Annotated in this window: 20 protein-coding genes and 1 other annotated feature; of the genes, 14 read left to right on the plus strand and 6 right to left on the minus strand. The window is 42.5% G+C overall.

Translation table 11 applies throughout. The features are described from left to right. Positions 1-24 precede the first annotated feature (24 nt). A complete protein-coding gene (gene trmB / locus N1I80_RS07610; protein WP_340737292.1) occupies positions 25-669 on the plus strand; it encodes a tRNA (guanosine(46)-N7)-methyltransferase TrmB in 645 nt (214 codons plus the stop codon). A 24-nt stretch (positions 670-693) separates the two neighbouring features. Then, positions 694-1,539 (plus strand): YtnP family quorum-quenching lactonase, encoded by an 846-nt coding sequence (locus N1I80_RS07615; protein WP_340737293.1) that lies wholly within the window; start codon positions 694-696, stop codon positions 1,537-1,539. A 79-nt stretch (positions 1,540-1,618) separates the two neighbouring features. Here the strand turns inward: N1I80_RS07615 and N1I80_RS07620 are convergent, their stop codons facing one another. Further along, on the minus strand, positions 1,619-1,933 hold the full coding sequence (locus tag N1I80_RS07620; RefSeq protein WP_340737294.1) for a hypothetical protein: 315 nt from the start codon (positions 1,931-1,933) through the stop codon (positions 1,619-1,621). A gap of 170 nt (positions 1,934-2,103) precedes the next feature. Here N1I80_RS07620 and N1I80_RS07625 point away from each other — a divergent pair, with 170 nt between their 5' ends. The 9 genes from N1I80_RS07625 to N1I80_RS07665 all read left to right on the plus strand — a co-directional run bounded on the left by N1I80_RS07625 (position 2,104) and on the right by N1I80_RS07665 (position 11,675). Beyond that, a complete protein-coding gene (locus N1I80_RS07625) occupies positions 2,104-3,177 on the plus strand; it encodes a M42 family metallopeptidase (protein ID WP_340737295.1) in 1,074 nt (357 codons plus the stop codon). A 68-nt stretch (positions 3,178-3,245) separates the two neighbouring features. Next, positions 3,246-3,764: a DUF84 family protein gene (locus N1I80_RS07630; RefSeq protein ID WP_340737296.1), complete on the plus strand. Its 519-nt coding sequence runs from the start codon at positions 3,246-3,248 to the stop codon at positions 3,762-3,764. 106 nt (positions 3,765-3,870) lie between these two features. After that, entirely contained in the window at positions 3,871-4,380 is a 510-nt protein-coding gene (locus N1I80_RS07635) for a hypothetical protein (protein WP_340737297.1), read from the plus strand. Between the two features lie 22 nt (positions 4,381-4,402). Continuing rightward, positions 4,403-5,221 (plus strand): DUF1444 family protein, encoded by an 819-nt coding sequence (locus N1I80_RS07640; protein WP_340737298.1) that lies wholly within the window; start codon positions 4,403-4,405, stop codon positions 5,219-5,221. Further along, positions 5,218-5,823, plus strand: coding sequence for a YtpR family tRNA-binding protein (gene ytpR, locus N1I80_RS07645; protein WP_340737299.1), 606 nt, complete (start codon positions 5,218-5,220; stop codon positions 5,821-5,823). Before N1I80_RS07640 ends, ytpR begins: the two co-directional genes overlap by 4 nt. A gap of 112 nt (positions 5,824-5,935) precedes the next feature. After that, on the plus strand, positions 5,936-8,473 hold the full coding sequence (locus tag N1I80_RS07650) for a DNA translocase FtsK (RefSeq protein ID WP_340737300.1): 2,538 nt from the start codon (positions 5,936-5,938) through the stop codon (positions 8,471-8,473). Positions 8,474-8,879: 406 nt separating this feature from the next. Continuing rightward, complete coding sequence (murC, locus tag N1I80_RS07655; RefSeq protein WP_340737301.1) at positions 8,880-10,193, plus strand: UDP-N-acetylmuramate--L-alanine ligase; 1,314 nt, start codon at positions 8,880-8,882, stop codon at positions 10,191-10,193. A 226-nt stretch (positions 10,194-10,419) separates the two neighbouring features. Then, positions 10,420-10,884: a DUF948 domain-containing protein gene (locus N1I80_RS07660; protein ID WP_340737302.1), complete on the plus strand. Its 465-nt coding sequence runs from the start codon at positions 10,420-10,422 to the stop codon at positions 10,882-10,884. A gap of 71 nt (positions 10,885-10,955) precedes the next feature. Beyond that, a complete protein-coding gene (locus tag N1I80_RS07665) occupies positions 10,956-11,675 on the plus strand; it encodes a YtxH domain-containing protein (protein WP_340737303.1) in 720 nt (239 codons plus the stop codon). A gap of 136 nt (positions 11,676-11,811) precedes the next feature. Here the strand turns inward: N1I80_RS07665 and N1I80_RS07670 are convergent, their stop codons facing one another. Next, positions 11,812-13,980 carry a cell division protein FtsA gene (locus N1I80_RS07670; RefSeq protein ID WP_340737304.1) on the minus strand — a complete coding sequence of 723 codons (2,169 nt, stop codon included), beginning with the start codon at positions 13,978-13,980 and terminating at the stop codon, positions 11,812-11,814. A 132-nt stretch (positions 13,981-14,112) separates the two neighbouring features. Between N1I80_RS07670 and N1I80_RS07675 the strand changes: the two genes are divergently transcribed. Together N1I80_RS07675 and ccpA are read left to right on the plus strand one after the other, a co-directional pair. Next, a complete protein-coding gene (locus tag N1I80_RS07675; protein WP_340737305.1) occupies positions 14,113-15,195 on the plus strand; it encodes a bifunctional 3-deoxy-7-phosphoheptulonate synthase/chorismate mutase in 1,083 nt (360 codons plus the stop codon). 150 nt (positions 15,196-15,345) lie between these two features. Further along, entirely contained in the window at positions 15,346-16,344 is a 999-nt protein-coding gene (ccpA, locus tag N1I80_RS07680; RefSeq protein WP_340737306.1) for a catabolite control protein A, read from the plus strand. 250 nt (positions 16,345-16,594) lie between these two features. Here the strand turns inward: ccpA and N1I80_RS07685 are convergent, their stop codons facing one another. From N1I80_RS07685 to N1I80_RS07695, 3 genes are read right to left on the minus strand one after another with little or no spacing between them, the layout of a single operon-like run. Then, positions 16,595-17,761: an acetoin utilization protein AcuC gene (locus N1I80_RS07685; protein ID WP_340737307.1), complete on the minus strand. Its 1,167-nt coding sequence runs from the start codon at positions 17,759-17,761 to the stop codon at positions 16,595-16,597. Continuing rightward, a complete protein-coding gene (locus N1I80_RS07690) occupies positions 17,758-18,405 on the minus strand; it encodes an acetoin utilization AcuB family protein (protein ID WP_340737308.1) in 648 nt (215 codons plus the stop codon). The genes N1I80_RS07685 and N1I80_RS07690 overlap by 4 nt, the downstream gene beginning before the upstream one ends. A 16-nt stretch (positions 18,406-18,421) precedes the next feature. After that, complete coding sequence (locus tag N1I80_RS07695) at positions 18,422-19,054, minus strand: GNAT family N-acetyltransferase (RefSeq protein WP_340737309.1); 633 nt, start codon at positions 19,052-19,054, stop codon at positions 18,422-18,424. Positions 19,055-19,456: 402 nt separating this feature from the next. On the opposite strand from N1I80_RS07695, the gene acsA reads away from it, so the two are divergent. Beyond that, the gene (gene acsA / locus N1I80_RS07700; protein WP_340737310.1) at positions 19,457-21,175 is read left to right on the plus strand and encodes an acetate--CoA ligase; all 1,719 of its coding nucleotides are present in this window, start codon (positions 19,457-19,459) and stop codon (positions 21,173-21,175) included. A 54-nt stretch (positions 21,176-21,229) separates the two neighbouring features. Here the strand turns inward: acsA and N1I80_RS07705 are convergent, their stop codons facing one another. Then, a complete protein-coding gene (locus N1I80_RS07705) occupies positions 21,230-24,118 on the minus strand; it encodes a transglycosylase domain-containing protein (protein WP_340737311.1) in 2,889 nt (962 codons plus the stop codon). A gap of 107 nt (positions 24,119-24,225) precedes the next feature. After that, positions 24,226-24,423, plus strand: a binding site (T-box leader). The last annotated feature ends 20 nt before the right edge of the window (positions 24,424-24,443 follow it).

A 24,443-nucleotide genomic window follows, 5' to 3' on the forward strand; every position in this document is an offset into this window, starting at 1 on the left:
GAATAGAAAAGAGTGTGTGTTGTAATGCGGCTTCGCAATAAACCATGGGCAAGGGATTTCATGGCTGAACATCCAGATGTCCTATTAGCAGAACCTAAAAAAATGAATAACGGTTGGCGTGATCTTTTTGGTAATGATCATCAGATCCATGTTGAAGTTGGAACGGGCATGGGGCAATTTATTATTGGTATGGCTATAGCTAATCCAGACATCAACTATATTGGTATTGAACACTTTGACAATGTTATCGTTTCGGCACTTGAAAAAGCGATTGAAGCGGACAAGCCATCAAATCTACGACTATTCCGTGCAAACGGTGTAGAGCTTGCCGAAATTTTCAGTAAGGGTGAAATTGACCGAGTGTATTTAAATTTCTCTGATCCTTGGCCGAAAACAAGACATGCTAAACGTCGATTGACACATGAGACATTTTTGAAGTTATACGAATCTGTCCTTATTCCGGCAGGGGAAATCCATTTTAAGACGGATAACCGGGGACTATTCGAGTATTCACTTGTGTCTATGTCTGATTATGGTATGAAGCTACGCTATGTATCGCTCGATTTGCATGCAGAAATGCCAGAAGATAATATTATGACAGAGTATGAAGAGAAGTTTTCAGCGAAAGGACAGCCGATTTATAGGCTGGAATCGCAGTTCAGTAATTGATCAAAGGGATTGGGGGACTATTGAATGGATGCATATACATTTCATGATATGGAGTTGACGTGGTTAGACGGGGGAGTCAACTATTTGGACGGCGGAACGATGTTTGGTGTCGTTCCAAAGGCACTTTGGTCGAGACGCTATGAGGTCGATGACAATAACTTAATCGAGTTACGAACAGATCCAATTCTAATTCGTTATGCGGGTAAGAATATTTTAATTGACGCAGGTATTGGAAAAGGTAAGCTTGATGATAAAATGAAGCGCAATTTAGGTGTTAGATCCGAAACGAGAGTCAAGGAGAGCCTTGGGGAGCTCGATTTGACGCCGGGGTCGATTGATATTGTTCTCATGACGCATTTACATAACGACCATGCGGCTGGTTTGACGGAATGGCAAGACGGAGAGCTCGTGTCAGTGTTTCCGAATGCTGACATCTATGTCTCTCAAGTTGAATGGGACGAGATGCGCAATCCGAATATTCGTTCAAGAAACACGTATTGGAAAGAGAATTGGGAGCCAATTCAACAGCAGGTGAAAACCTTTGAAAGTAGTCTAATGGTACTTCCTGGTATTGAAATGCTTCATACGGGCGGTCATAGTGATGGGCATAGTGTTATTAAATTGACGCAAAATGGTGAAACCGTTCTCCATATGGGCGATATTATGCCGACGCATGCGCATAGCAATCCATTATGGGTGCTTGCCTATGATGATTATCCAATGACATCCATCTTCGCAAAAGAGAAGCTGATGAAAGAGGCAATCCCAGGAGGTTATCGATTCATCTTTTATCATGACGCAGTGTATAGACTTGTGAAGTGGGACGATAGTGGTAAAGAGATTGTCGAATCTGTGGTCATAGCAAAATAATAAAACCGTCACAGGACCCAGGGAAATCTGGTTATGTGACGGTTTTTTATTGTTCAGCTCCAGGCGCCAGATGCTTTTCTCAGATTTTTGTTAGTTCAACGACAGAACCCGTTTTAGCATCTGCTGCAAATTCAAATTGTTCTAATTCGCCGTCTTTAATGCGTGAAATTCCACCGCGGTACACATCCATTGTAATGACATTGTTTGTGTACGGCTCTGTTTTCATAAGGATCCATGAACCATCTATTGGACCTTCGTTTTTAAAAGCCGTTTTTACTGTAGCCAAGACGGAGTCCGCTGCAACATTGCGGTTTGCACGGTCAATGGCTTCATTGACAACAATTCCGGCTGCAACGCCTGTTAACACACCTGCTAGAAAATCTTTTACTTTCATAATTTACGTAGCCCCCTACATCAGTCTTTCAATTAGTGTACCACAATTTTACACAGTATAGCAGAGGGAGATTTTTAGATAATTCGCTTTCCTAAATAAAAGTATGGAAAATGTTTGACTAATCGTCTACACTATTTACAGTACGTACATAAGTGGGGAGGCAATACGCAATGCAAAAAGAAACAATCGAAATGTTCAAGACGTTAACGGAACTTCCGGGGGCGCCAGGGAATGAGCATGCTGTTAGAAAGTATATGCGGAGTGAGCTTGAGAAGTATTCTGATGAATTAATTCAAGATAATCTTGGCGGTATTTTTGGTGTTAGAAAGGGACCTGAAGATGGACCGCGCATTATGGTGGCGGGTCATATGGATGAAGTTGGTTTTATGGTAAGCGCTATCACTGATAACGGGATGATTCGTTTTCAACCGCTAGGTGGCTGGTGGAGCCAAGTCTTGCTCGCTCAACGGGTAGAAATTATGACGGATAATGGGCCAGTCATTGGTGTGATTGGTTCAATTCCACCGCATTTATTAAGTGATGCAGTGCGCAACAAACCAATGGATATTAAAAATATGCTCATTGATATCGGCGCGGATGATAAAGAAGATGCTGAGAAAATTGGCATTCGACCTGGACAACAAATTATCCCGGTTTCCCCGTTTACACCGATGGCTAATGGCAAAAAAATTCTGGCGAAAGCATGGGATAACCGCTATGGTTGCGGACTTGCCATTGAACTGTTGAAAGAACTGCATGGTGAGAAACTGCCGAATAATTTGTATTCGGGCGCCAATGTTATGGAGGAAGTTGGCCTACGTGGTGCTGCCGCGGCGGCAACGATGATTAACCCGGATTTATTCTTTGCATTGGATGCCAGTCCTGCAAACGATGCTTCAGGTGATAAAAATGAGTTTGGGCAACTAGGCAAAGGGACATTGTTGCGTATTTTTGATGGCTCAATGGTTACGCATCGTGGTATGCGGGAGTTCATCCTTGATATGGCAGAAACGCATAATATTCCGTACCAGTATTTCATCTCCCCGGGGGGGACAGATGCTGGCCGTGTTCATATGTCAAATGAAGGTGTGCCAAGTGCAGTGATCGGCATTTGTTCACGCTATATCCATACATCGGGCTCTATCATTCATACGGACGATTATGCTGCGGCAAAAGAACTGCTTATCAAGCTAGTCAAGGCATGTGATAAGACGACAGTGGCAACAATTAAAGGCAACGTATAAGCAATCCGTCCTTCGACTCTTATGTGGAGTGAAGGACGGTTTTTTATTCAAACAAAGGGGGATAATAGATGGAGTTTATGATTGGAACGACAAATCCAGCAAAAGTAAAGGCGGCAAGGCGTGTTATTATGAGTCATTTTCCACAGGCGATGGTTTGCGAGGTGGATGTCAAATCGGGTGTTTCAGATCAGCCTTTTGGGGATGAAGAGACGAGACTTGGTGCCATCAATCGTGCATTGCGAGCGACAGGAACGAAAGAAAATGTAATCGGTATCGGCTTGGAAGGAGGCGTCCGGATGTTGGAGGGACAGATGTATCTCTGCAATTGGGGCGCATTGGTCCTGCCAAACGGGGCAAGGTTCACGGCAGGCGGTGCGCAGATTCCATTACCAAAGGAAATTGAGGATGAGCTTGTCGCTGGGAAAGAACTAGGCCCGGTTGTCGATGCTTATTTCAAAGCGAGTGGCATTCGCCAAAAAGAAGGAGCGATGGGTATGTTTACTGCCCATACCGTCAATCGTGATGAACTGTTTGAACATATAGTACAGCTTTTGATCGGCCAAATGAAATATTCTATGGCAGATTGATATACCTAGAGTTCCAACAAGCCGCGTGAACCTCAAAGGTTGCAACTGTCGGGTAATATCTTTAAAATGGGGAATGGTATTCAAATAAATGATTGGAGGAAATCGAATGTTCCGGAAATGGAAATTCATATTCCTGCTGGCAATGTCAGTATTCCTACTTACGGCATGTAATGAATCACTCGGTGAAAGTGCAACTGCTGGCATCAAGGCGGCGGAGGAAGTATTTCACTTAAATGATAAAGAACCTACGGAAGAAATTGATGGTGTCAAACTATACAAGCCTATTGGGTTAATAATTAGCGAACAGTCTGATGCACAAAATATCGTTTTTACAAAAAGTAAAGAAACCTTCATTTTGTTCATTAACCCCAATGAAAAAAGCGATAGCCAATTGTTTTATAATTTGCTTATAGCAGACCAAAATAAAGAAATTATCGAGCAAGCGACGTTTACTGATGAAGGCATATTCGGCTTTGCGGCAGTTGTAAAAGGTGAAGATGACCAGGTTGAACTTATAACGAGTGTAGGTGGCTCGAAAATGACTACACTGACAACAAAAAAGAATATTGAAGTAAATTTAACAGAGATGATGGAAGTTGTGCGTTCTATCAAGTAGAAAAATGGAGGGAATTAGGTAGATGAATTCTGAACAACTCATTGAACTTTTAAAAGAGCATCTTCCGTCCGAACATTTTGAGTGGCGGTTTGATCGAAAAACAGATAAGGTCCGTCTTGAGCATTTGGTGCTGAAAAAAGGGATGGATATCTCGCTGCCAGAAATTTTGGTGAAATATGAAAAGAAGAAACAGGCTGCGGTTGAAGAACTTGTCCATATCATCAAGGAAACTTTCAATGCGATGGAAAAAGAGCAAACAGAAGGTTTTGTTAGTAGCTCAGCTATTTATCCTGTCATTCGATCAACATCATTTCCAAAGGAGTCTGCGGCAGGACAACCGTTTTTGATGAAAGATCATACGGCTGAAACCCGTATTTATTATGCATTGGACTTAGGAACAACTTACCGATTAATTGATAAGGGTATGCTAGCGGCAATCAGTCTATCTGAAGTAGAAGTAATGGAGTCGGCATTATTCCGGGTAAGGTCGTTACCAACTGCTATGAAAAGGGATGAAGTCTCGGATAATATCTTTTATTTTATCAATAATAATGATGGCTACGATGCGAGTAGAATCCTAAATAGTGCATTTTTGAAAGAGATGGAAGCGAAAATTGAAGGGCATATGACCGTATCCGTCCCTCATCAGGATGTTCTCATCATAGGTGATATTCGCAATGATACGGGGTATGATGTACTGGCGCAGATGGCGATGCATTTCTTCACGACAGGCGCAGTGCCGATTACGTCTTTGTCATTTATCTATAAAGATGGTAAGCTGGAACCTATTTTCATCATGGCTAAAAATCGTTTGGCAAGAAGGGAAGGAAAGAATAAGTGAATATATTTTATAACAGGGATGGCGTAGGCGATGTGTTGTTAATTCAACATACGGTTACACATCCAGACGAAGTGACAACAGCATCTTACGGGGATGTGACAGTGATTCGCAATGCGGAAACTGGAGAGGTAGCGGCTATTAACTTATTTAAAGCATCCTCTTATTTCACAATTGACACTGTCGGAAAAGTTGACTTGACGGAAGAATTCGTTAACCAGCTGCAAGTAGCATTCCAGAAAAACGGTGCCAATGTTGAACTTGACGCCGACTTTTCACCTAAATTTGTTGTGGGTCATGTGTTGACGAAAGAAAAGCACCCGAATGCTGATAAATTGAGTGTTTGCACAGTAGATATTGGTAGTGAAACGGTTCAAATTGTTTGTGGAGCGCCGAACGTAGATGCTGGACAGAAGGTTGTAGTTGCGAAAATCGGAGCGGTGATGCCATCCGGAATGGTTATTCGTGATGCTGAGTTACGTGGCGTGGCTTCTACAGGTATGATTTGCTCGGCGAAGGAGCTTGCGTTGCCTGATGCACCTGAAGAAAAAGGGATTTTAGTGTTGGATAGTAATGCTGTTGTTGGTGAAGCATTTACAAAGTAACGGTAAGAAAAACGTACCTTCATGGTACGTTTTTCTTATTTCAAAGATTGATTTGATTTAGTAGTGTCGGTACTGTTAAAATAGATTGATTGACACGAAAAGAGTGATAGTCTTGAGTTGGTTTAATACACTAATGAGCCGGCTTTTTGGGCCGGATGATAACAGTAGAGAAGAAATTATTTATGAGGAATCAAAAAACGATTATGAAGCTGATGAAACGATAGAACACTTGGAGCAAAAGCCAGCCTCGTCATTCCGCTTTCCCATTGTCTCGGATGCAGAAATATATGGATGGGATGAGGAACCGTTAAAGGAGCGTGAAGTGTCCCAACCGACTGTAAATCGGGATGATGTGGATGATCATTATGAACCGACACCTCTTTATGAAAATGACAGATGGCCAGGGGATCCAGCCGTTTCAAATGTTTTTCGGGCTGGGTCAACTCCGAAATATGGGACAGCACCAGTACCTAAAAGAGCAGTCTTTAGGTCTTTGGAAGAGGATTATGATGGGGAACAACTTGAACAAGTGAAAACACCTGTACAAAAACGTTCTAGTAGGCCGTTTAGTCCAACGTCAGTACCTTCTCCAGTCTATGGTTATAAGAATCCCAAAAAAGAAATAGCTCCAGTCTTGAATGAAGATGAGAGGGAGTTGCCGCAAGTAGCCGAAGTTATTGTACCCCTTGAGGCAGTCAGTGATGATGACAAGCTGGCACAGCATCAGTTTGTTCATGTAGATGAAGATGCACAGGATATTTTTGTGCCACCTATAATCGAAGAGCCAGTGCTAGTCCGAAATACTATTGATGATAGAGTAGACGAGGTTGCCCCTAGTGAGAGTGTGATAGAATCGTCTGTCATAGAGTCGGACATGTTGGACACTCAGCTAGATCATGACGAACTAGAATCATCTGTAATCGAATCGATTGAACTGGAGCATACTAAGGATACGGTTTCAGAGATAAAAGCAGAGGCCTTTGTTGAACAGATAGCGTTGACGGATGAGCTTGCAACAGAACAGAAAAAAGAGCAAATTGTCCCGTTTAATGTATTAATGTTAAAGTCCGATAAGGAAAAAATAACACAGCAAAAACCTGTGCATACATCAGTAGCGATAGAAAAAACATTTGAACCAAACAATCCTGTGACTGTACTCCGTAGGACAGAAGAGATTTCGATAGAAGTACAAGAACAATCAAGCGATAGTGATGAAAATATAGAGGAACCGTATTATGCATTCCCTTCACTCGATTATTTGGTCCCGCCTGAAGCGCAAATTGAGGATACGGAGTGGTTGGATACTCAATCGGAAAAGCTTGAAGAAGCATTGTCCCACTTTGCCGTTCAAGCAACGGTTATCGAGGCGGTTCAAGGGCCGACAGTGACACGTTTTGAACTAACAGTCGGGCAAGGGACAAAAGTAAGCAAAATCCGTAATTTGACGGATGATTTGAAATTGGCTTTAGCAGCTGAAGATATTCGAATCCAAGCCCCGATTCCAGGAAGAAGTTCAATTGGTATCGAAATACCGAATCGTAAGACGCGAGCAGTACGCATATCAGAAGTGATTGCGACGGACAGTTTTAAAGCCTCCACGTCTCCATTAGAAGCCGTACTCGGTCTTAGCCTAACAGGCACACCTGTCACACTAGACCTGCGCAAAATGCCACATGGAATGATTGCAGGGGCTACGGGATCAGGGAAATCTGTATGCATTAATTCGATTTTGGTTAGCTTACTGTATAAGGCTAGACCAACGGATTTGAAGATGATGCTTATTGATCCTAAAATGGTTGAACTTGCGCCATTCAATGGGATTCCACATCTCATTAGTCCTGTCATTACAGATGTTAAAGCAGCGACTGCAGCACTGAAATGGGCAGTTGCGGAAATGGAAAGGCGCTATGAGCTTCTTGCTCACGCAGGTGTGAGAGATATTGAACGCTATAATAAAGTGGTCACGGACAGTCGACGTTTTTCATTGAAAATGCCGTATTTGTTAATTGTCATTGATGAGCTTGCTGATTTAATGATGATGGCTCCAGCAGATGTTGAGGTGTCCATTAGTCGAATTGCACAGAAGGCACGCGCTTGTGGTATCCATTTGATCATCGCGACACAGCGTCCATCAGTCGATGTCATAACGGGGACGATTAAAGCAAATATCCCAACGCGCATTGCGTTTTCAGTGTCATCCCAAATTGATTCAAGGACAATTATTGATTCTCCGGGGGCCGAACGGTTACTCGGTAAAGGCGATATGTTGTATATCGGTAATGGGCAGTCGGCTGGTGTAAGGCTTCAGGGGACATTTGTCACGGATGACGAGATAGAACGTATAATAGAACACGTTCGCAACGAGGCGGCACCGGATTATCTGTTTGGTCAGGATGACCTTCTTGCAAGTGCTGTTGAGGAAGAAGAGACGGATCCGCTGTTTGAAGAGGTATGTCATTTCATTCATGAACAAGGCAGTGCATCGACATCTTTATTACAACGTAATTTTAGTATTGGTTACAATCGGGCAGCCAAATTGATTGACCGAATGGAAAAGCATGGCTTCATCTCTGGTCAGCGTGGGAGTAAGGCACGTGATGTCTTTTTGACCGAAAGTGATCTGGATCAGCTAACGGACCGTTTGGAATAAAAGAGAGAAGCCTAAAATACACATTTAACTTGAATCAGCAGAAGTCCCCCACTTCTATAGGGGAGAAATTTAGTTCCATTTCTCCTTAGTGGTGGGATGAATGCCAGAAGAGCATTTCAATCAGAGGTAGTTCAAACTCCCTGCTGATTAAGGAGGAATGAAGTTCAATTCCTCCCTGTTAAGCCTCCGACGTACAGGACGTACTAGTGCCGACAATGCCACAGGGCGTGGCGTTTTTGTCGGCCAGCGGATGTTAGGGATTTTGAGGGGAGTGAATTGCGCTGTGCACAATTCAAAATCCCAACGCAATTACGCCGAGGCGCAATTGATAATTATAATACTACTATAATGATGAGGGTTAGTAATTGATTATAAGGGAACAGAAATGATCCCAGGAGGTTGCAATATGACATTGTTCCATTTTATAGGGATTAAAGGGTCTGGAATGAGTTCGCTCGCCCAAATTCTTCATGATTCAGCTAATGAAGTACAGGGTTCTGATGTGGAAAAATATTTCTTTACAGAAGATCCACTAAGAGAGAGAAACATACCCATTTTGGCTTTTGATGAAAATAACATTACAACAGGAATGACAATTATTGCAGGAAATGCTTTTCCTGACAGTCATCCAGAGGTTGTGAAATCGAGAGAACTGGGACTCGAAGTAATTCGATACCATGATTTTTTAGGCAACTATATGGAGAAATTTATTTCTGTTGGTGTAACGGGTTCTCATGGTAAAACATCGACGACAGGCTTGCTGGCGCATGTCTTATCGGGGCACTCACCGACATCCTATTTGATAGGGGATGGTACGGGAAGTGGGCCTGAGGATAGTGAGTATTTCGTTTTTGAAGCTTGTGAATACAAGCGGCATTTTCTTGCCTACGAACCTGATTATGCCATCATGACAAACATCGATTTCGATCATCCAGATTACTTTAAAGACTTGGCGGACGTGATGGATGCTTTTGAAGAAATGGCGTTACGTGTGAAAAAAGCGCTCATTGCTTGTGGTGATGATACCCATCTGCAGCAAATTCAAGCGAAAGTACCTGTTGTCTATTATGGATTTGATGAGTCGAATGATTTCGCAGCAAAAAATATAACGAAAACAGTGGATGGCTCAACCTTTGATGTTTTCGTGCGGCATGAACTGTACCATACATTCTCCATTCCACTCGCAGGTGACCATACAATTTTGAATGCTTTAGGTGTGATTGCACTTTGTCATTATGAAGGCGTAGAGGCATCGGTTATCCAAGAAAGGCTATCCACTTTTCAAGGTGTAAAAAGACGGTTTACGGTGAAGGAAGTAGAAGGCCGGATAATCGTGGATGACTACGCGCATCATCCGACTGAAATACAAGCAACATTGCAAACAGCAAAGCAGAAATATCCTGAACGGGAAATCGTTGCGATATTCCAGCCGCATACATTTACACGGACGGCTGCCCTAATGACGGAGTTTGCCGATAGTCTTGCGACGGCTGACCATGTTTATTTATGTGATATATTTGGATCTGCTCGCGAAAAAGCAGGGAACTTAACGATCAATGACCTGATTGATAAGATTCCTGGAGCAAAGCATTTGGAACTAAATGATATTCAATTAATAAATACGCATGGCAACGCAGTTTACCTATTCATGGGTGCTGGTGATGTCCAGAAGTATATACAGGCATTCAAATCCCATTTGGATACAGAAGCCGCAGATTGAACGTGAAGCAGCCGAATCTAGAGTCGAGGTTATTAGATTACCTTGATTCAAAGACGGCTGTTTTTGGTCTGGCTAGCAAATCAATGATGAGGAAATGAAAGAAATTTCTATTGCAGAGCAGGGAAATTGCGAAAGATGTCGAAGAGGTTATAGAGACATAACGTTTACTTTACCTTTAAATAGGGTAAACAGTACTTAATGTGTAGTAGTTGAAGGAGGCAGTACCATGGAAAATTTATTGTACATAGCAGCTATAGTCGCTGCCATCGCATTTTTGATTTTATGCGTAAGCTTAGCGATGACGTTGTTCTCGGTGAAGAAAACTTTAGAAACAGTTTCTGAAACGATGGACGGGCTAACGACCCAATTGGAAGGTATTACAAAGGAAACGGCGGATCTTCTACACAAGACGAATAGCCTTGCTGAAGATATTCAGCATAAGGCGGAGAAATTGAATTCCGTTGTCGATGCTGTTAAAGGAGTCGGTGATTCTGTGACAGGATTGACTTCGTCTGTGCGTCGGGTATCAGATACGATTACGACAGAAGCCGAGCGGAACGGTGATAAGATTGCGCAGGTTGTTCAATGGAGCAATGTGGTGATTGATATTGTCGGTAAAGTAAAAGAGCGGCAGCCAAAAAAGGCAGCTGGTTGGAAGGTATATAAACCGGCCACTAGTAAGAAAAAATAACGCTCTTTTAAAGAGTGGCTATGATCATGTCATATGGATATACCAGTTATGAAAATCGGGAGGAATCGGATATGAGTGAAAATCGCGGAGTGAAACCTAATTATAACCATGAATATGAAGCAGAAAAAAAACAATATGAGAATGCCTATGGTGAGCCGTCTTATTTGCCGGTAAACTATGAATACGATCGTCATCATACGGATTCTTTCTATGAGGAAAGGGACGGCTCTGCTGCCGGAACCTTTTTGTTTGGTGCCCTTGTTGGAGGAATCATTGGTGCGGCTACAGCCTTGTTCCTTACACCAAAATCAGGTAGTGAAATGCGTGGGGATCTAACGACACAAGCTATACAATTGAAGGATAAAAGCATTGAAATTAGTTCAGTTGCTAAGGAAAAAGCGACAGAATTCACATCTGTAGCCAAAGAAAAAACGGGTGAGTTATCTAAAACAATTCAAGAACAGTCTGAACAACTTGTGGAAAAGGTCAAGTCGATGAAGTCAAAAAATCCTGTTCCAATGGATGATGGCACTGCCTCATCTGAGGGGGAAGAGGCGATGGAATTTATCGAGAAGACTGCTGCAAAAGTGGGAGAGGCACTGGAAACTGGAGAAGATTTAGTGACATCTACTGCAGAAGCTATTCATCAAGCAGTTGTAGGAAAAGACAATACCGCTGAGGATGCAACAACTGGAAATAGTAATGTTTCCTATGATAATAGTGAAAATGTAGGAAATGAGAAAGTATCCAGTCAGAACGCCGTGTCTGATATTATTGATAACGAGAAATGAAATAGATAGATTGAACATATAAATGCCCGTCTACCTCACTTTGGTAGACGGGCATTTGTCTTCATTCAGCAGGTGCTCAAACACCTGCTGAATGAAGATAAAGCCTCTGGACGCAATTACGCCGAGGCGTAATTGATTATGTGAAGACAATTTCAAGTATATCTCCACCGAAAATCTGATCATTGAATCCAATCTGAGAGCCGTTCCGAAGAAGTTGGTAGTGGCTAGAAGTATTTTCTGGTAACTTGTAATCTGTAAATGCAAAGACATCACTAAAGGCAATCGGGCTATCATTAAGTGAAGTGAAATTAAGTTTGTCCCCGGGCTTTACAATGTCGCTTTCCGTAGCCGACTGTCCATTTAGCAAAATCGACAGTCGTGGTTTTCGAATTGTCAGCGCTGACCCATTAAATGTAACGGTCATTTCATCAAATGACTTTTTCCCGAGTTCTAATATTACTTCGGTTACACTCGGTAAAGGAGGCTTTTGTAGTGTAATTACATCTCCGTCTTTTATCACATAAGAAGGGCGGATGGGTGTTTTATCAACCCAAAACTCAGAACTACGCTTTTTTAATGTCACTGGTTTTTGATTAATTGTGACTGTGAAAGCATCTTCTTCAAGCAACTTGCCACGATTGACTTTTACTAATGCGGCAGCCAATGTCCTTGTTTGCGAAATGACGATTTTATCTCGATCCTGTACGGCTGTGTCGATAGATTGCTGGATTCCATTGACGATGATTTCAGGTTCTAATGTAACTGATAGGCCGTCAATCGAGGCATGGATGGATACTGTTTCTTCTAAAAGATCTCGTATAGTTGCAGAAGCATCTGCACCATCTTGTCCTGGTAATAATTCTAGTTGATCTGCATCTGTAATACGGTCTTTTGTACTAGCTGTTTGACCGTTTAAGAGAACTGTTGCTGGTGTGCCGTGTTCTCCGGGGATGAGTATGTCATTGCCGTTGACAGAGACTGACATTCCAAGCCCAGGCATGCCGTACAGTTGTCGACTTGTAATATTGGCCGCAAGAAGTGCGTCGCCAACGGTCATTTCCTTTAGTTCGAAAAGTCGTATCGTTTTGTTATTTACGGAAACAGACATGTAGTGAATAGGAGCCCTTCTTGCCGCAATGGCAATCCCGATTGGCGTCACAAGTTCTGGCGAGGAGATGATCCCCGGTTCTAATGTAATTTCAGTGAGTGCATCCAATCCACGAATCCCGACCCGATTCTCAGGAAGTTCAAGGCAAGCGCTAATATCTTTTGTCAGTCCTGGTGTTAGACTACCACCGCCAACAACCATGACTGCTTTAGGGGATTGCCCATTATTCAGTCGTTTGATTTCATCAGCAATGGATTTTGCTAAGCGTTCGACGGCAGGTTTAATCACGGTGGTTACTTCAGTTGCAGCAACATGTTGTTCAAATCCTAGAATATCGGTTAGTACAATATCGTCACCTAACGAAATGTTTCTCTTAGCATTTTCAGCGAGTGGAAAGTCGAGCAAATAGTGGTTGCTAAGTTCTTCTGTGATTTCATCTCCAGCGAGTGGCACCATACCGTAAGCGACAACGGTGTTGTTATCGGTAATGGCAATATCTGATGTTCCTGCCCCAATATCGACAAGCGCGACGTTGAGGCGCCTCATGGATGGAGGAATCAGGACATTAATAGCTGCGATTGGTTCCAGCGTTAAAGCCTCCATCTCCAGTCCTGCACGTTTCAATGCAGATAGGAGAGACTCTACGACAACACGCGGGAGAAATGTGGCAATCACGTCTACAGATGCAGATCGACCTGCTTGATCAATTAAGCTGCCGATTTCTTCACCCTCAAGCTTGTAGTGAAGAACGGAATAGCCAACACAATAATAATACTCATCTTTTGTAATGGAGTTGGATGATAATAATTTTTGCTGAGCCTGCTGGACTGCTGCTAGTTCCAGTCGATTGACATCCTCCATTGAAATGAGCGAGTGCTCTGAAATGTCGACAGCCATTGTTCCTTCTGCTGTTTTTAAGGCGCGACCAGCTGCGGCCACACTGACCCGTTTTAAAGTACCATGTTTTTCCTCAAGTTTTTCTTTAATGTCGGAGATGACGCTTGCTACACTTAAAATATTATGTATTTGTCCATCAATCATTGAACGCTCTTTATGCTCAATTGAAATGAGGTCAGCAACATGATAGGTACCATTGTCTTCTTTGAGTATAATGCCGACGACGGAGCGTGTTCCAATGTCGAGCGCAAATAATGTAGTAGCCAGAATAATCCACCCTTTCTGTCGATAAATGTCCAATAAAAAAATAAATTTGAATAAATAACGTGACTTTTCAAATAGTATTCTTTATACTTGGTCTATTATCTAAAAATGTAACATATATTCCCCTCTTCGGAAAGGGAATCATATGTGGGGGAGGAGACGGACAAGATGAGACAGAATGAGCTAGATGAGTTAAGAGGTCGTGTAAATGACCTAAATATCAAGGTTTTAGACTTGATTAATGAGAGAACAGAAGTTGTTCAAGAAATTGGTAAGGTAAAAGAGAAGCAGGGTGTTAACCGATACGACCCAATTCGTGAACGGGAAATGCTTAACTTCTTGAAAGAGTATAACAACGGTCCGTTACCAAATGGAGTTCTCGAGCAGATCTTTAAAGGGATTTTCATGTCTGCGCTTGAAATACAGGAAGATGACCAACGCAATGCATTACTTGTATCACGTAAACGCAAAGCGGAGGATACAATTGTTGATATTAATGGTCATAAGATTGGGGACGGGAAACCGTCATTCATCTACGGTCCATGTGCTGTTGAGTCATACGAGCAAGTACTAGCTGTTGCACAATCGATTAAAGCTAAAGGGTTGACGATGATTAGAGGTGGCGCGTACAAGCCACGTACATCGCCATACGATTTCCAAGGTCTAGGCTTGGAAGGTTTGAAAATTTTAAAGCGTGTGTCTGATGAAACAGGTCTTTCAGTTGTAACGGAAATTATCACTCCGTCACATCTAGAGGAAGCAATGGATTACATCGATGTTGTTCAAATTGGCGCACGTAATATGCAAAACTTTGAATTATTGAAGGAAGCTGGTATGATTAATAAACCAATCCTTCTGAAACGCGGTTTAGCTGCAACAATCGATGAATTCATCCATGCTGCTGAATACATTATGTCAAAAGGTAATAGCCAGATTATTCTCTGTGAACGTGGTATCCGTACATATGAACGGGCGACTCGTAACACATTAGATATTTCAGCTGTTCCAATTTTGAAACAAGAAACGCATTTGCCAGTATTCGTTGATGTAACGCACTCAACGGGTAGAAAAGATTTGTTACTGCCAACAGCGAAAGCTGCGATTGCAGTAGGTGCAGATGGTGTAATGGCCGAAGTACATCCGGATCCAGCTGTCGCATTGTCCGATTCTGCACAACAGATGGACTTGCAACAGTTTGACGAATTTTACGAAGCCATTGAACGCTTCATGAATACTCACCAAACAATCTAATGAGCAAACGCCGGACCTTTAATGGTTCCGGCGTTTTAACTTAATAGGATTGGGGGATTTTCCTAACCACATTAAGTTAAAACTTCTAGGGAATGTTACACGGAGCTGGTTTTACTGCATACATAGAAGGATGAAAGGAGTTAAACTATAATGGCCGTAACAATTTATGATGTCGCCAGAGAAGCAAGTGTTTCAATGGCGACGGTTTCTCGTGTAGTGAATGGCAATCAGAATGTCAAACCTGCAACTAGAAAAAAAGTGCTTGACTGTATTGAACGGCTCGGGTATCGACCGAATGCTGTGGCAAGAGGGCTTGCAAGTAAAAAGACAACAACTGTCGGAGTGATTGTTCCCGATATTTCAAAAAATTTCTATTCTGAACTATCTCGTGGGATCGCAGATGTAGCGACTATGTACGAATACAATATTATATTGTCGAATTCTGACGAGCGTACAGCAAGAGAAGTAGAACTAATAGAGGATCATCTTGGAAAACAAGTGGACGGGCTCATTTTCATGAGTGATTCAATTTCTGATGAAGTGCGCAAGGAGATGGCGACAGCGAGTGTCCCAATTGTTTTAGTAGGGACATTGGATGTTGAAAAACAATTAGCGACAGTGAATATTGATTTTGAAGAGGCGGCATTTGTCGCAGTCAATAAATTAATCGCAAATGGTCATAAAAGGATTGTTTTTGCCTCAGGACCACTGACAAAGGATATCAACCGTATTAGTAAAAAAGCAGGTTATATTCGTGCGCTCCAAGCTGCCGATCTTGCTGTTGATGAAGAACTGATTATTGAAATTGATAATACGTATGATGGTGCTTATGAAGATTGTAAAAAAATCTTTGAACTAGCAGGGAAACCGACAGCTGTTTTCGCAGGAAGCGATGTATTGGCAGTTGGCTTGTTGAATGGTATAAGAGATAGCGGTCTATCTGTACCAGAGGACTATGAATTGATTTGTTTTGAGCATTCCATATTAGCGAGAGTCGTACGCCCACAATTGACGTCAATTGCCGTACCGCTCTATGATTTAGGCGCAGTATCCATGCGCTTATTGACAAAACTGATGAACGGTGAAGAGGTGGATGACAAACAGGTCATTTTACCATTCAGGCTCGAAGAACGCGAATCAACAAAATAAAAAATGGGCAACGTCATTCATTGAGATGACGTTGCCCATTTTTTATTAGCTTTGGAAATTATAAAATTCTCGTACTGTGGATAAGTCGGAATACGGTTATTTCTCGTCTAGGCTCCAGCGCCTAGCCCCTCTAGTCGCTTCGGTCTTGCTAGTAAAGGCAAGGGCACCTTTACTTTCAAGCCCTCCAGTGCTTGTCGGGGCTGAACAGGCGCTTGCGCTTTTGTTATTTTGTGAAGATTTATCTACTGAATCAAGTTGATGATTGCTCATTACGGATTGTATGTAAGGCCCGACTAAGCATTTGCTCATTTTTCTCGGTTATTTCTGCTTTCCGAGGGATGGGCTCATAAAGTGGTTCAGGATCTTCCCACGTCGGAATGAGCGGCACAGGAGACTGACCTTGCCATGCGGAGAGCCAGTCCTCGGGAAGAGGGCCAGTAGGGGCTGAATCCTTTGTCATGGCTAGCCAAATATGCGCCCAGGCTCTTGGCACGACACGCCAAATATCATAGCCTCCACCACCGACAGCAATCCATCGTCCATTACAATATTGATCGGCTATTTCTCGGGCGATGCGAGGGATTTCTTTATAAATTGCCATCGTTCCATATAAATGGGTAAGGGGGTCAAAATAATGTGCGTCGGCCCCATTTTGCGTCAAAATGACATCTGGTTTGAAAAATTCAGTCACTTCTGTGATGGCTGCCCTATAAATAGATAGAAATGACTCATCTTCTGTAAAAGCATCGATTGGAAAATTGAAAGACGTTCCATAGCCAGTCCCATTCCCACGTTCCGTGATATTGCCGGTTCCAGGAAAGAGGTAGCGACCGGTTTCATGGATGGATAATGTACAAACTGTAGGGTCGTCATAGAAACTCCACTGGACACCATCTCCGTGGTGAGCATCGGTATCAATATAAAGGACACGTGCCCCGTATTTCTTTTGCAGGTATTTGATGGCGACGGAACTATCATTGTAGACACAAAAGCCAGAGGCACGGCCATGGAATCCATGATGGAGTCCACCGCCAAGATTTAAGGCATACTTTGCGCGACCTTCCATCACTTCATCTACTGCTGTTAACGTACCGCCGACTAGCATAGCGCTAGCTTCATGCATGTTTGAAAAGATAGGGGTGTCATCTGTACCAATGCCATAAATCTCCCCTACATCTTCATGTAATTCTCCTTTTCCCGCTTTTTTGACAATGTCAATAAACTTGCTGTCATGCGCAAGTAGTAATTCATCATCAGTCGCCATACGAGGAGGCACGATATCGCTCTCCTGGATGGCCCCAGACTTCTTTAGTAAATCAAGTGTTAAAAGAATTCTTTTTTGATTGAAAGGGTGTGTGTCTGAAAACGAGTATCCAAGTTGCTCTTCGGAAAAGATGAATGCGGCATCTTTTTTCATACGATTATTCCTGGCACATTTGGCCAAAGGACCTCAAATCCGCTATCCTTCAATCCTTGGATAATGGTAAGTGGATTCATAGAATTTATGCGGATTACTAGAATTTTTGTTGCATCGTTTTCCTTGTCTGGATAGACAAGCACACTTAGTACATTCGTTTTCTGTTCATGAAAAACTTTAGATACTTCAAAGAGAATACCTGGTACATTTGGTACCCGTACTTCGATTTGTGAACCGGGCTGATGTGCACCGGTCAACTCAATGTATTTATAGAGGAGGTCTGTTTCTGTAATAATACCGACCAATTTGTTATTAGAAACAATCGGAAGGGCACCGATTTTATTTTCATAAAATATAACGGCCGCTTCTTCCACAAAATCCATTGGGTGACCGATAATCAAGTTCGTCGTCATAATGTCTTCGAGTGCTGTATCATAAACGCTATGGTCTATTATTTCAGATATTGAGGATGGGACGATTTCCTTTAAATCCCGGTCTGTCACAATACCAATAACTGCGCCTTCGGTCGTGAGAATAGGTACATGACGGATCTTATTAACACGCATCGCTTGAAGTGCATCTTTCACCGTGTTGTCAGGTGAGAGTGTCATGACATCTTTAATCATAATCTCTTCAATCAGCATTTGAATATCCTCACTTTCAATACATGAATCGGTTCATGAACCGTAAGCTATCGAATTGTTGAATGGAATCTTGGTCAATTCTTTTGCCGATTCTTGCCATTAGGCAATTGGCAGGATGTGAACATATTTCTGGATCGTCTGTTGCATAATATTCCAAACCACCTGCATTCATCATCTTTTCCATGACTTTGCGGTATTCCCAAACATTTAGTTTGGTCCCTTTCAAATCCCAATGCCAATAATATTCGGTTGTCAAAATAATGTAATCTTCCATCGCATCGTCCATCATGGAAACACGTAGTAGCGATTTTCCAACACCACCACCTCGAAACTTAGGAATTACTTCGATAGCTCCAAGTTCAATGAGATTTTCCATACTACCTTGTGACCACCGCTCCAATGGATCGGGGTACAAATACGTGACGTATCCAACGACCGTGTTCATATCGCGCACGATTAGAATGCGGCCTTCGGGAAGACCTGCAATTTCGACTAGTGCCTTATGTTGCTGGGCGGGAGGCCTAAATGCGACAAGGTCTTCGTGGAATTCCAAATTTTCAAGATCACTGGCCGATATTGGCCCTTCGATAATAATATCGCCGTTCTTATGCTTAATTTCCATTGCGTTATACGTTTTTACATGTTCCAATACGATCACCACCTCATTAGATATGCACATACTCCTAGTATACAACAAAATCAAGTAAAAAAAGCCCGTTGATTCTTACAAAATTAATTATGCCTCGGCATAATTGCGTCCAGATTTTGAATCGAGCTTGCTCGATTGACTCCTTACAAAATCTGTGACATCCTCCGGAGGCTTTATTTTTGTTCAGCAGGAGTTTGTATACCCGCTAAACAGAGAAACAAAATTACTTTTATCTGCCCACCTAAAGCGGTGAGAGTCTTCTGTAGCTGACGCTGCGCTTTCAGTACAAATACATTTGCTGAACGAAAATAAATACTGTTAGAAAAATGAAATTAATTAGCTAATTCAGTATAAAGTGAGGTAGAATGGATAGTGTAAATATTTTCTGAAAGGGTGAAAGGGATGGTCATGAAAACGTTGCCAGTCGTTCAAGGGGAATATCAACTGGGGGACTATGATCGTACGGTTGCAGAATTTAGTTGGGCAGAGGTGGAAAAAGAATTTAGTTGGTCTGAAACCGGACTAATTAATATTGCGCATGAGGCAGTAGATCGCCACGCAGATTCCTACCGTAGAAATAAGGTTGCACTTTATTATAAAGATGCTGATCGTAAAGAATCATATACTTATAGAGATATGAAAAAAATGTCAAATAAAGCTGCGAATGTGTTGCGCAATCAGTCTCCACTTGAAAAAGGAGACCGTATTTTCATCTTCATGCCGCGCTCCCCGGAGTTATATTTTGCGTTACTTGGTGCATTGAAATTAGGGGCTATCGTTGGACCGCTTTTTGAGGCATTCATGGAAGGTGCGGTTTACGACCGGCTTTCAGATAGTGAAGCAACTGCAATTATTACAACACCAGCACTAGTTGACAGGATACCAGTCGACAAATTACCTCATTTGAAAACAATTTTCCTCGTTGGGGATGATATTAAAGAAGAGGGAATCTTCGTTGATTATAACAAATATATGGTAGATGCTTCCCCGCATTTCCAAGTGGAATGGATGGAGCGTGAAGACCCAACACTCCTTCATTATACATCTGGATCAACAGGTACACCTAAAGGGGTTCTACATGTTCAGGAAGCGATGGTGCAGCAACTTCAAACAACACGCTGGGTCCTGGACTTGAAGGATGAAGATACGTTCTGGTGTACGGCGGATCCAGGTTGGGTGACGGGTACAGCTTATGGTATTTTTGGACCTATGTTAGTTGGTGCAACGAGCCTGGTTGTCGGTGGAAGGTTTTCGTCAGAGGCCTGGTACGAAGCGATCGAAGAGTATGGTGTGACGGTATGGTACAGCGCTCCGACGGCATTCCGAATGCTGATGGGAGTAGGGGAAGGACCGTTACGAAAACATGACCTTTCTTCATTGCGTCATATTTTGTCCGTTGGTGAACCGCTTAATCCAGAAGTGATTCGCTGGGGATCTGAAGCATTTAAACTTCGCATTCACGATACATGGTGGATGACAGAAACAGGTGCGCAAACGATTTGTAACTTTGCTTGTCTGCCAATCAAACCAGGCTCCATGGGAAAAGCAGTTCCGGGTATTGAAGCAGCAATTGTTGATAATCAAGGAAATGTTCTACCACCAAATCATATGGGCAATTTAGCGATTAAAAGAGGTTGGCCGGCTATGATGCGTCAAATCTGGAATAATCCTGAGAAGTACGACTCTTATTTCTTGAATGATGAGTGGTATGTGTCAGGTGATTCGGCGTATATTGATGAAGATGGCTACTTTTTCTTCCAAGGTCGTGTGGATGATGTGATTATGACGAGTGGAGAGCGGGTAGGTCCATTCGAGGTAGAAAGTAAATTACTTGAACACCCTGCCATTGTTGAAGCGGGTGTCATAGGCAAACCGGATCCAGTACGTGGAGAAATTATCAAAGCATTTGTCGCGCTTCATGATGGCTACGAGCCAACGGAAGAATTAAAAGAAGATATTCGACAGTTTGTTAAAAAAGGGCTTGCAGCACATGCCGCACCGCGTGAGATTGAGTTTAAGGATAAATTACCGAAAACACGGAGCGGAAAAATTATGCGCCGTGTATTGAAAGCTTGGGAACTAAATTTACCAACAGGTGATTTGTCGACAATGGAAGATTGAAGTAACGCATAAAAGGGCTTGGTCGCTAGTAGGATAGCGAACAAGCCCTTTTTGTTATTCAGTCCCATCTTCAATCGGTGTTTCTTCAATAGGAGGAAGAAGATCCTCGTCATTCTCATCGTCATTTTCAGGTGGTAGTTCATCTGGCGGCATGGTGTCAGGTGTTTCCTCATCAGGTACAGCGACCTCCATCATGACGCTATTAGACGCCTCGGATAGTTTACCTGTAATGTCAACGGCTTTGACTGTGTATGAGCCACCGCCAATGTTGAAGGAGTGCGGTGCTCCATCTGCAATGACAAAGATTTGTACGCCATCCTCATAGACATAATAGCCAATGACATCATTCGAAGCTGAATCGCTCCATGTAGCGGTTATCCCGTCCAGTGTGAGCTGTACTGGTGCTGGAGCTATGTCATCTGCTTCAAATATTGCGCTAGAAACAATGCTGGATGAGAAAGCCGAATTCGAAGGGAATAGCTTCGAGGCGTCTCCTTTCCATGGTCCAAGCATTCGTTGGATGAATGATTCATTCACACCGGTACCACCGGATGATACGAATTCACTTGGTGTTGAAGGGTGTGCGAGATATTTTTCTCCTTTTACTAAAACATATGAAGAAGAGATGATACTATCATCTGCCTTTGTTGGTAACATTGCTTTGGCATTGAATAGATCCGATTTTACAAGTCCAGCAGCTGAGCATTCAGCTGATGATGCTAGACCGGAGATACCACAGAATGATCTGGTGACAACACCCTCTGGCTGCTTGAATTTTGAACTAGCCCCAACCAATTCAGGAGCTACTTCATTCGCAGCATTCATAAGGCGGGCAAACAGAATGCTTGTCCGTGTGGATGGATGTAAGGTTTGCCTTTCAAGCCCGAAATAGAGACTCCGTGTGCGTTCCTTATAGCCGAGCCAAACCCCGAGAGAAACATTGGGATTGTACCCAACGAGCCAGGCATCACCGTAGCCCTGTGTTGTTCCTGTTTTAGCTGCAAAATCCATATTGAAATTAAGGTGTTTAGGAATTTGGGCACCTGTACCGCTCGGTTTTAAAACATCACGTAGCATGTCAGTAACGATATAACTTGTTTCAGGACTGAATACGTCGACAGGTTCTCCAGTATGCTGATAGATAATATTGCCATCCATATCCTCGATTTTTTCGATGATATAGGCGTCAATGAACTGTCCACCATTGGCGAATGTTGCAAAGGCGTTTGTATTTTCCTCTACACTCATCCCGATATCCATTCCACCATAAGATGTGGAATAGTTAACATAGTCGCCAGGAGATAGTTTTGATATGCCCATCTTTTTCAAGAATTCAGCTGGCTTTTGATCAATAATATCACGGTATAGCCTTGCAGTCGCCAAGTTTAATGATTTGGAGAGTGCTTCCCTTGCCGGTATAATGCCAAGTTCTAATGATTGTGTATAGTTACTCGGTGACCACATAGAGCCATCTGGTTGTTTGACGCTAAATTTAACATCGACAACTGGACTACCAGCCCCGATGACGCCATATTCGATGGCAGGTGCATAGACAAGAAGTGGCTTCATGGCAGAGCCATTTTGCCTGTACGCTTGTGTGGCGTGGTTAGTTGCTTCCTGACTATGATCGCGTCCACCGATAAAGGATAGAATTTTACCCGTACTATTCTCAATCATGATGGCACCAACTTGGACCGGATCATCCTTCAATTCGACCTCTCCGGAGTGTGGATCCTTTGCTTCTCTCGTATAGGTAAATCCATAGTGTTCAAAGGATTCACCGACCGCATTCATCTTGTCATACAAGTCTTTATTGATAGTTGAATAAATTCTATAGCCGTCATTCTGCATAGAACGCGTAGCTAAGATGAAATACTTTTCATAAAGTTTTGCTTCCTTGTCTAAACGTTCTGGATCGATACCATCTTTTTCGGCGATAATTTTCGTTAGGATATCGACAGTGCGGTTTTGAATTTCTTGTGTTAAGTAAGGATACTTTTCATTGGCGCGTAATACAGGTGCGCGGAAGTCTTGTGTAATATCATAGGCAATGGCTTCCTGGTATTGCTGTTCAGTAATATATTCTGTTTCTTTCATTCTGAAAAGAACCGTTTTCATCCGGTCGATTCCAGGCTTGAGGTATTGTTCGTCTTTGAGTCCGCCCCCACTTTTAAAAGGTGTGTAAGCGAAAGGTGCTTGCGGAATTCCAGCGATGAATGCAGCTTGCGCTAAATTTAAATCAGCTGCTTTTTTTGCGAAAATCCCGCCGGCTGCGGTTTCAATCCCAGCAATATTTTGTCCATTGGCATTCCGACCGTACGGAATGATATTTAAATAGGCTTCAAGGATTTCATCTTTCTCCATGAAATGCTCTATTCGCATGGCAAGCAGAATTTCTTTTGCTTTTCGCTCATAAGAGACTTCGTTTGTTAAAATTTGGTTTTTAATCAATTGTTGTGTAAGTGTTGACCCACCTGTTTGACTGTCAGAATTCGTTACATCTTGAAAGAGTCCACGGAAAATGGCTTTTGGCACAATTCCATTATGCTCTTGAAAATACTCATCCTCTGTTGCGTAGACAGCATCGAGGACGAAAGGTGAAACTCGCTCCAACTTTGTATCTTTCCGCTCAATGTCAGAGTTGATTTTCCCAATATAAACATTGTTTGCAAGATAGATTTCGGATGTTTCTTCGTAATTGAAGATTGCATTTCGCATCTCTTCCTTCGAACGAAGTGGCTCTTTTGCAACTAGGGATGCAAAGTAACCAGCACCAACTGAAGCAGCAAAGACAGATAGTGTGAGTCCGAAAATGATGAATAGCAGGAACAGGTTCCAGACAACGCCAGAAGTGATACGCATTCCTGCTGCCCATTTTGTTTTATTCAGCGATTCAATTTTCTCTTCTATAAGGTCAATTCGGTTTTTTCTACGTTCGCGCAAGTCAATCTCCCCCTAAAATCTTACCTATTATAGCACATTTCTATTGAGGACTAACGATTATATTTGACAACCTTTATATTTCAGTTAGAATGAGTGATATATATTTTTTTCACATGTTGAAAAAGTCGAAGTAGTGGCGATAGAATCGTTTAGAGAGACAGCGGGTGGTGAAAGCTGTTCGGTATATCGTGCATGAATTACAACTTTGGAGTGTGACGCGGATGTGGCGTTAATGCTAATTGAGCGGAGAATTGTATTCTCAAGCTGGGTGGTACCGCGTTAATCGAATTATTAGCGTCCCTGCATGATTTTTAAAAAATCGTGC

The organism is Sporosarcina sp. FSL K6-3457 (genome assembly GCF_038007285.1).
In the GTDB taxonomy this organism is placed as follows: domain Bacteria; phylum Bacillota; class Bacilli; order Bacillales_A; family Planococcaceae; genus Sporosarcina.

What these genes read in the sequence shown, in the direction of transcription:
- N1I80_RS07625 (WP_340737295.1), top strand. Translation starts at nt 2,104, where the DNA reads ATGCAAAAAGAAACAATCGAAATGTTCAAGACGTTAACGGAACTTCCG.
- N1I80_RS07635 (WP_340737297.1), top strand. Translation starts at nt 3,871, where the DNA reads ATGTTCCGGAAATGGAAATTCATATTCCTGCTGGCAATGTCAGTATTC.
- N1I80_RS07615 (WP_340737293.1), top strand. Translation starts at nt 694, where the DNA reads ATGGATGCATATACATTTCATGATATGGAGTTGACGTGGTTAGACGGG.
- N1I80_RS07690 (WP_340737308.1), bottom strand. Translation starts at nt 18,405, where the DNA reads ATGCTGATTGAAGAGATTATGATTAAAGATGTCATGACACTCTCACCT.
- N1I80_RS07660 (WP_340737302.1), top strand. Translation starts at nt 10,420, where the DNA reads ATGGAAAATTTATTGTACATAGCAGCTATAGTCGCTGCCATCGCATTT.
- N1I80_RS07620 (WP_340737294.1), bottom strand. Translation starts at nt 1,933, where the DNA reads ATGAAAGTAAAAGATTTTCTAGCAGGTGTGTTAACAGGCGTTGCAGCC.
- N1I80_RS07685 (WP_340737307.1), bottom strand. Translation starts at nt 17,761, where the DNA reads ATGAAAAAAGATGCCGCATTCATCTTTTCCGAAGAGCAACTTGGATAC.
- ccpA (WP_340737306.1), top strand. Translation starts at nt 15,346, where the DNA reads ATGGCCGTAACAATTTATGATGTCGCCAGAGAAGCAAGTGTTTCAATG.
- murC (WP_340737301.1), top strand. Translation starts at nt 8,880, where the DNA reads ATGACATTGTTCCATTTTATAGGGATTAAAGGGTCTGGAATGAGTTCG.
- N1I80_RS07640 (WP_340737298.1), top strand. Translation starts at nt 4,403, where the DNA reads ATGAATTCTGAACAACTCATTGAACTTTTAAAAGAGCATCTTCCGTCC.
- N1I80_RS07675 (WP_340737305.1), top strand. Translation starts at nt 14,113, where the DNA reads ATGAGACAGAATGAGCTAGATGAGTTAAGAGGTCGTGTAAATGACCTA.
- N1I80_RS07665 (WP_340737303.1), top strand. Translation starts at nt 10,956, where the DNA reads ATGAGTGAAAATCGCGGAGTGAAACCTAATTATAACCATGAATATGAA.
- trmB (WP_340737292.1), top strand. Translation starts at nt 25, where the DNA reads ATGCGGCTTCGCAATAAACCATGGGCAAGGGATTTCATGGCTGAACAT.
- acsA (WP_340737310.1), top strand. Translation starts at nt 19,457, where the DNA reads ATGGTCATGAAAACGTTGCCAGTCGTTCAAGGGGAATATCAACTGGGG.
- N1I80_RS07630 (WP_340737296.1), top strand. Translation starts at nt 3,246, where the DNA reads ATGGAGTTTATGATTGGAACGACAAATCCAGCAAAAGTAAAGGCGGCA.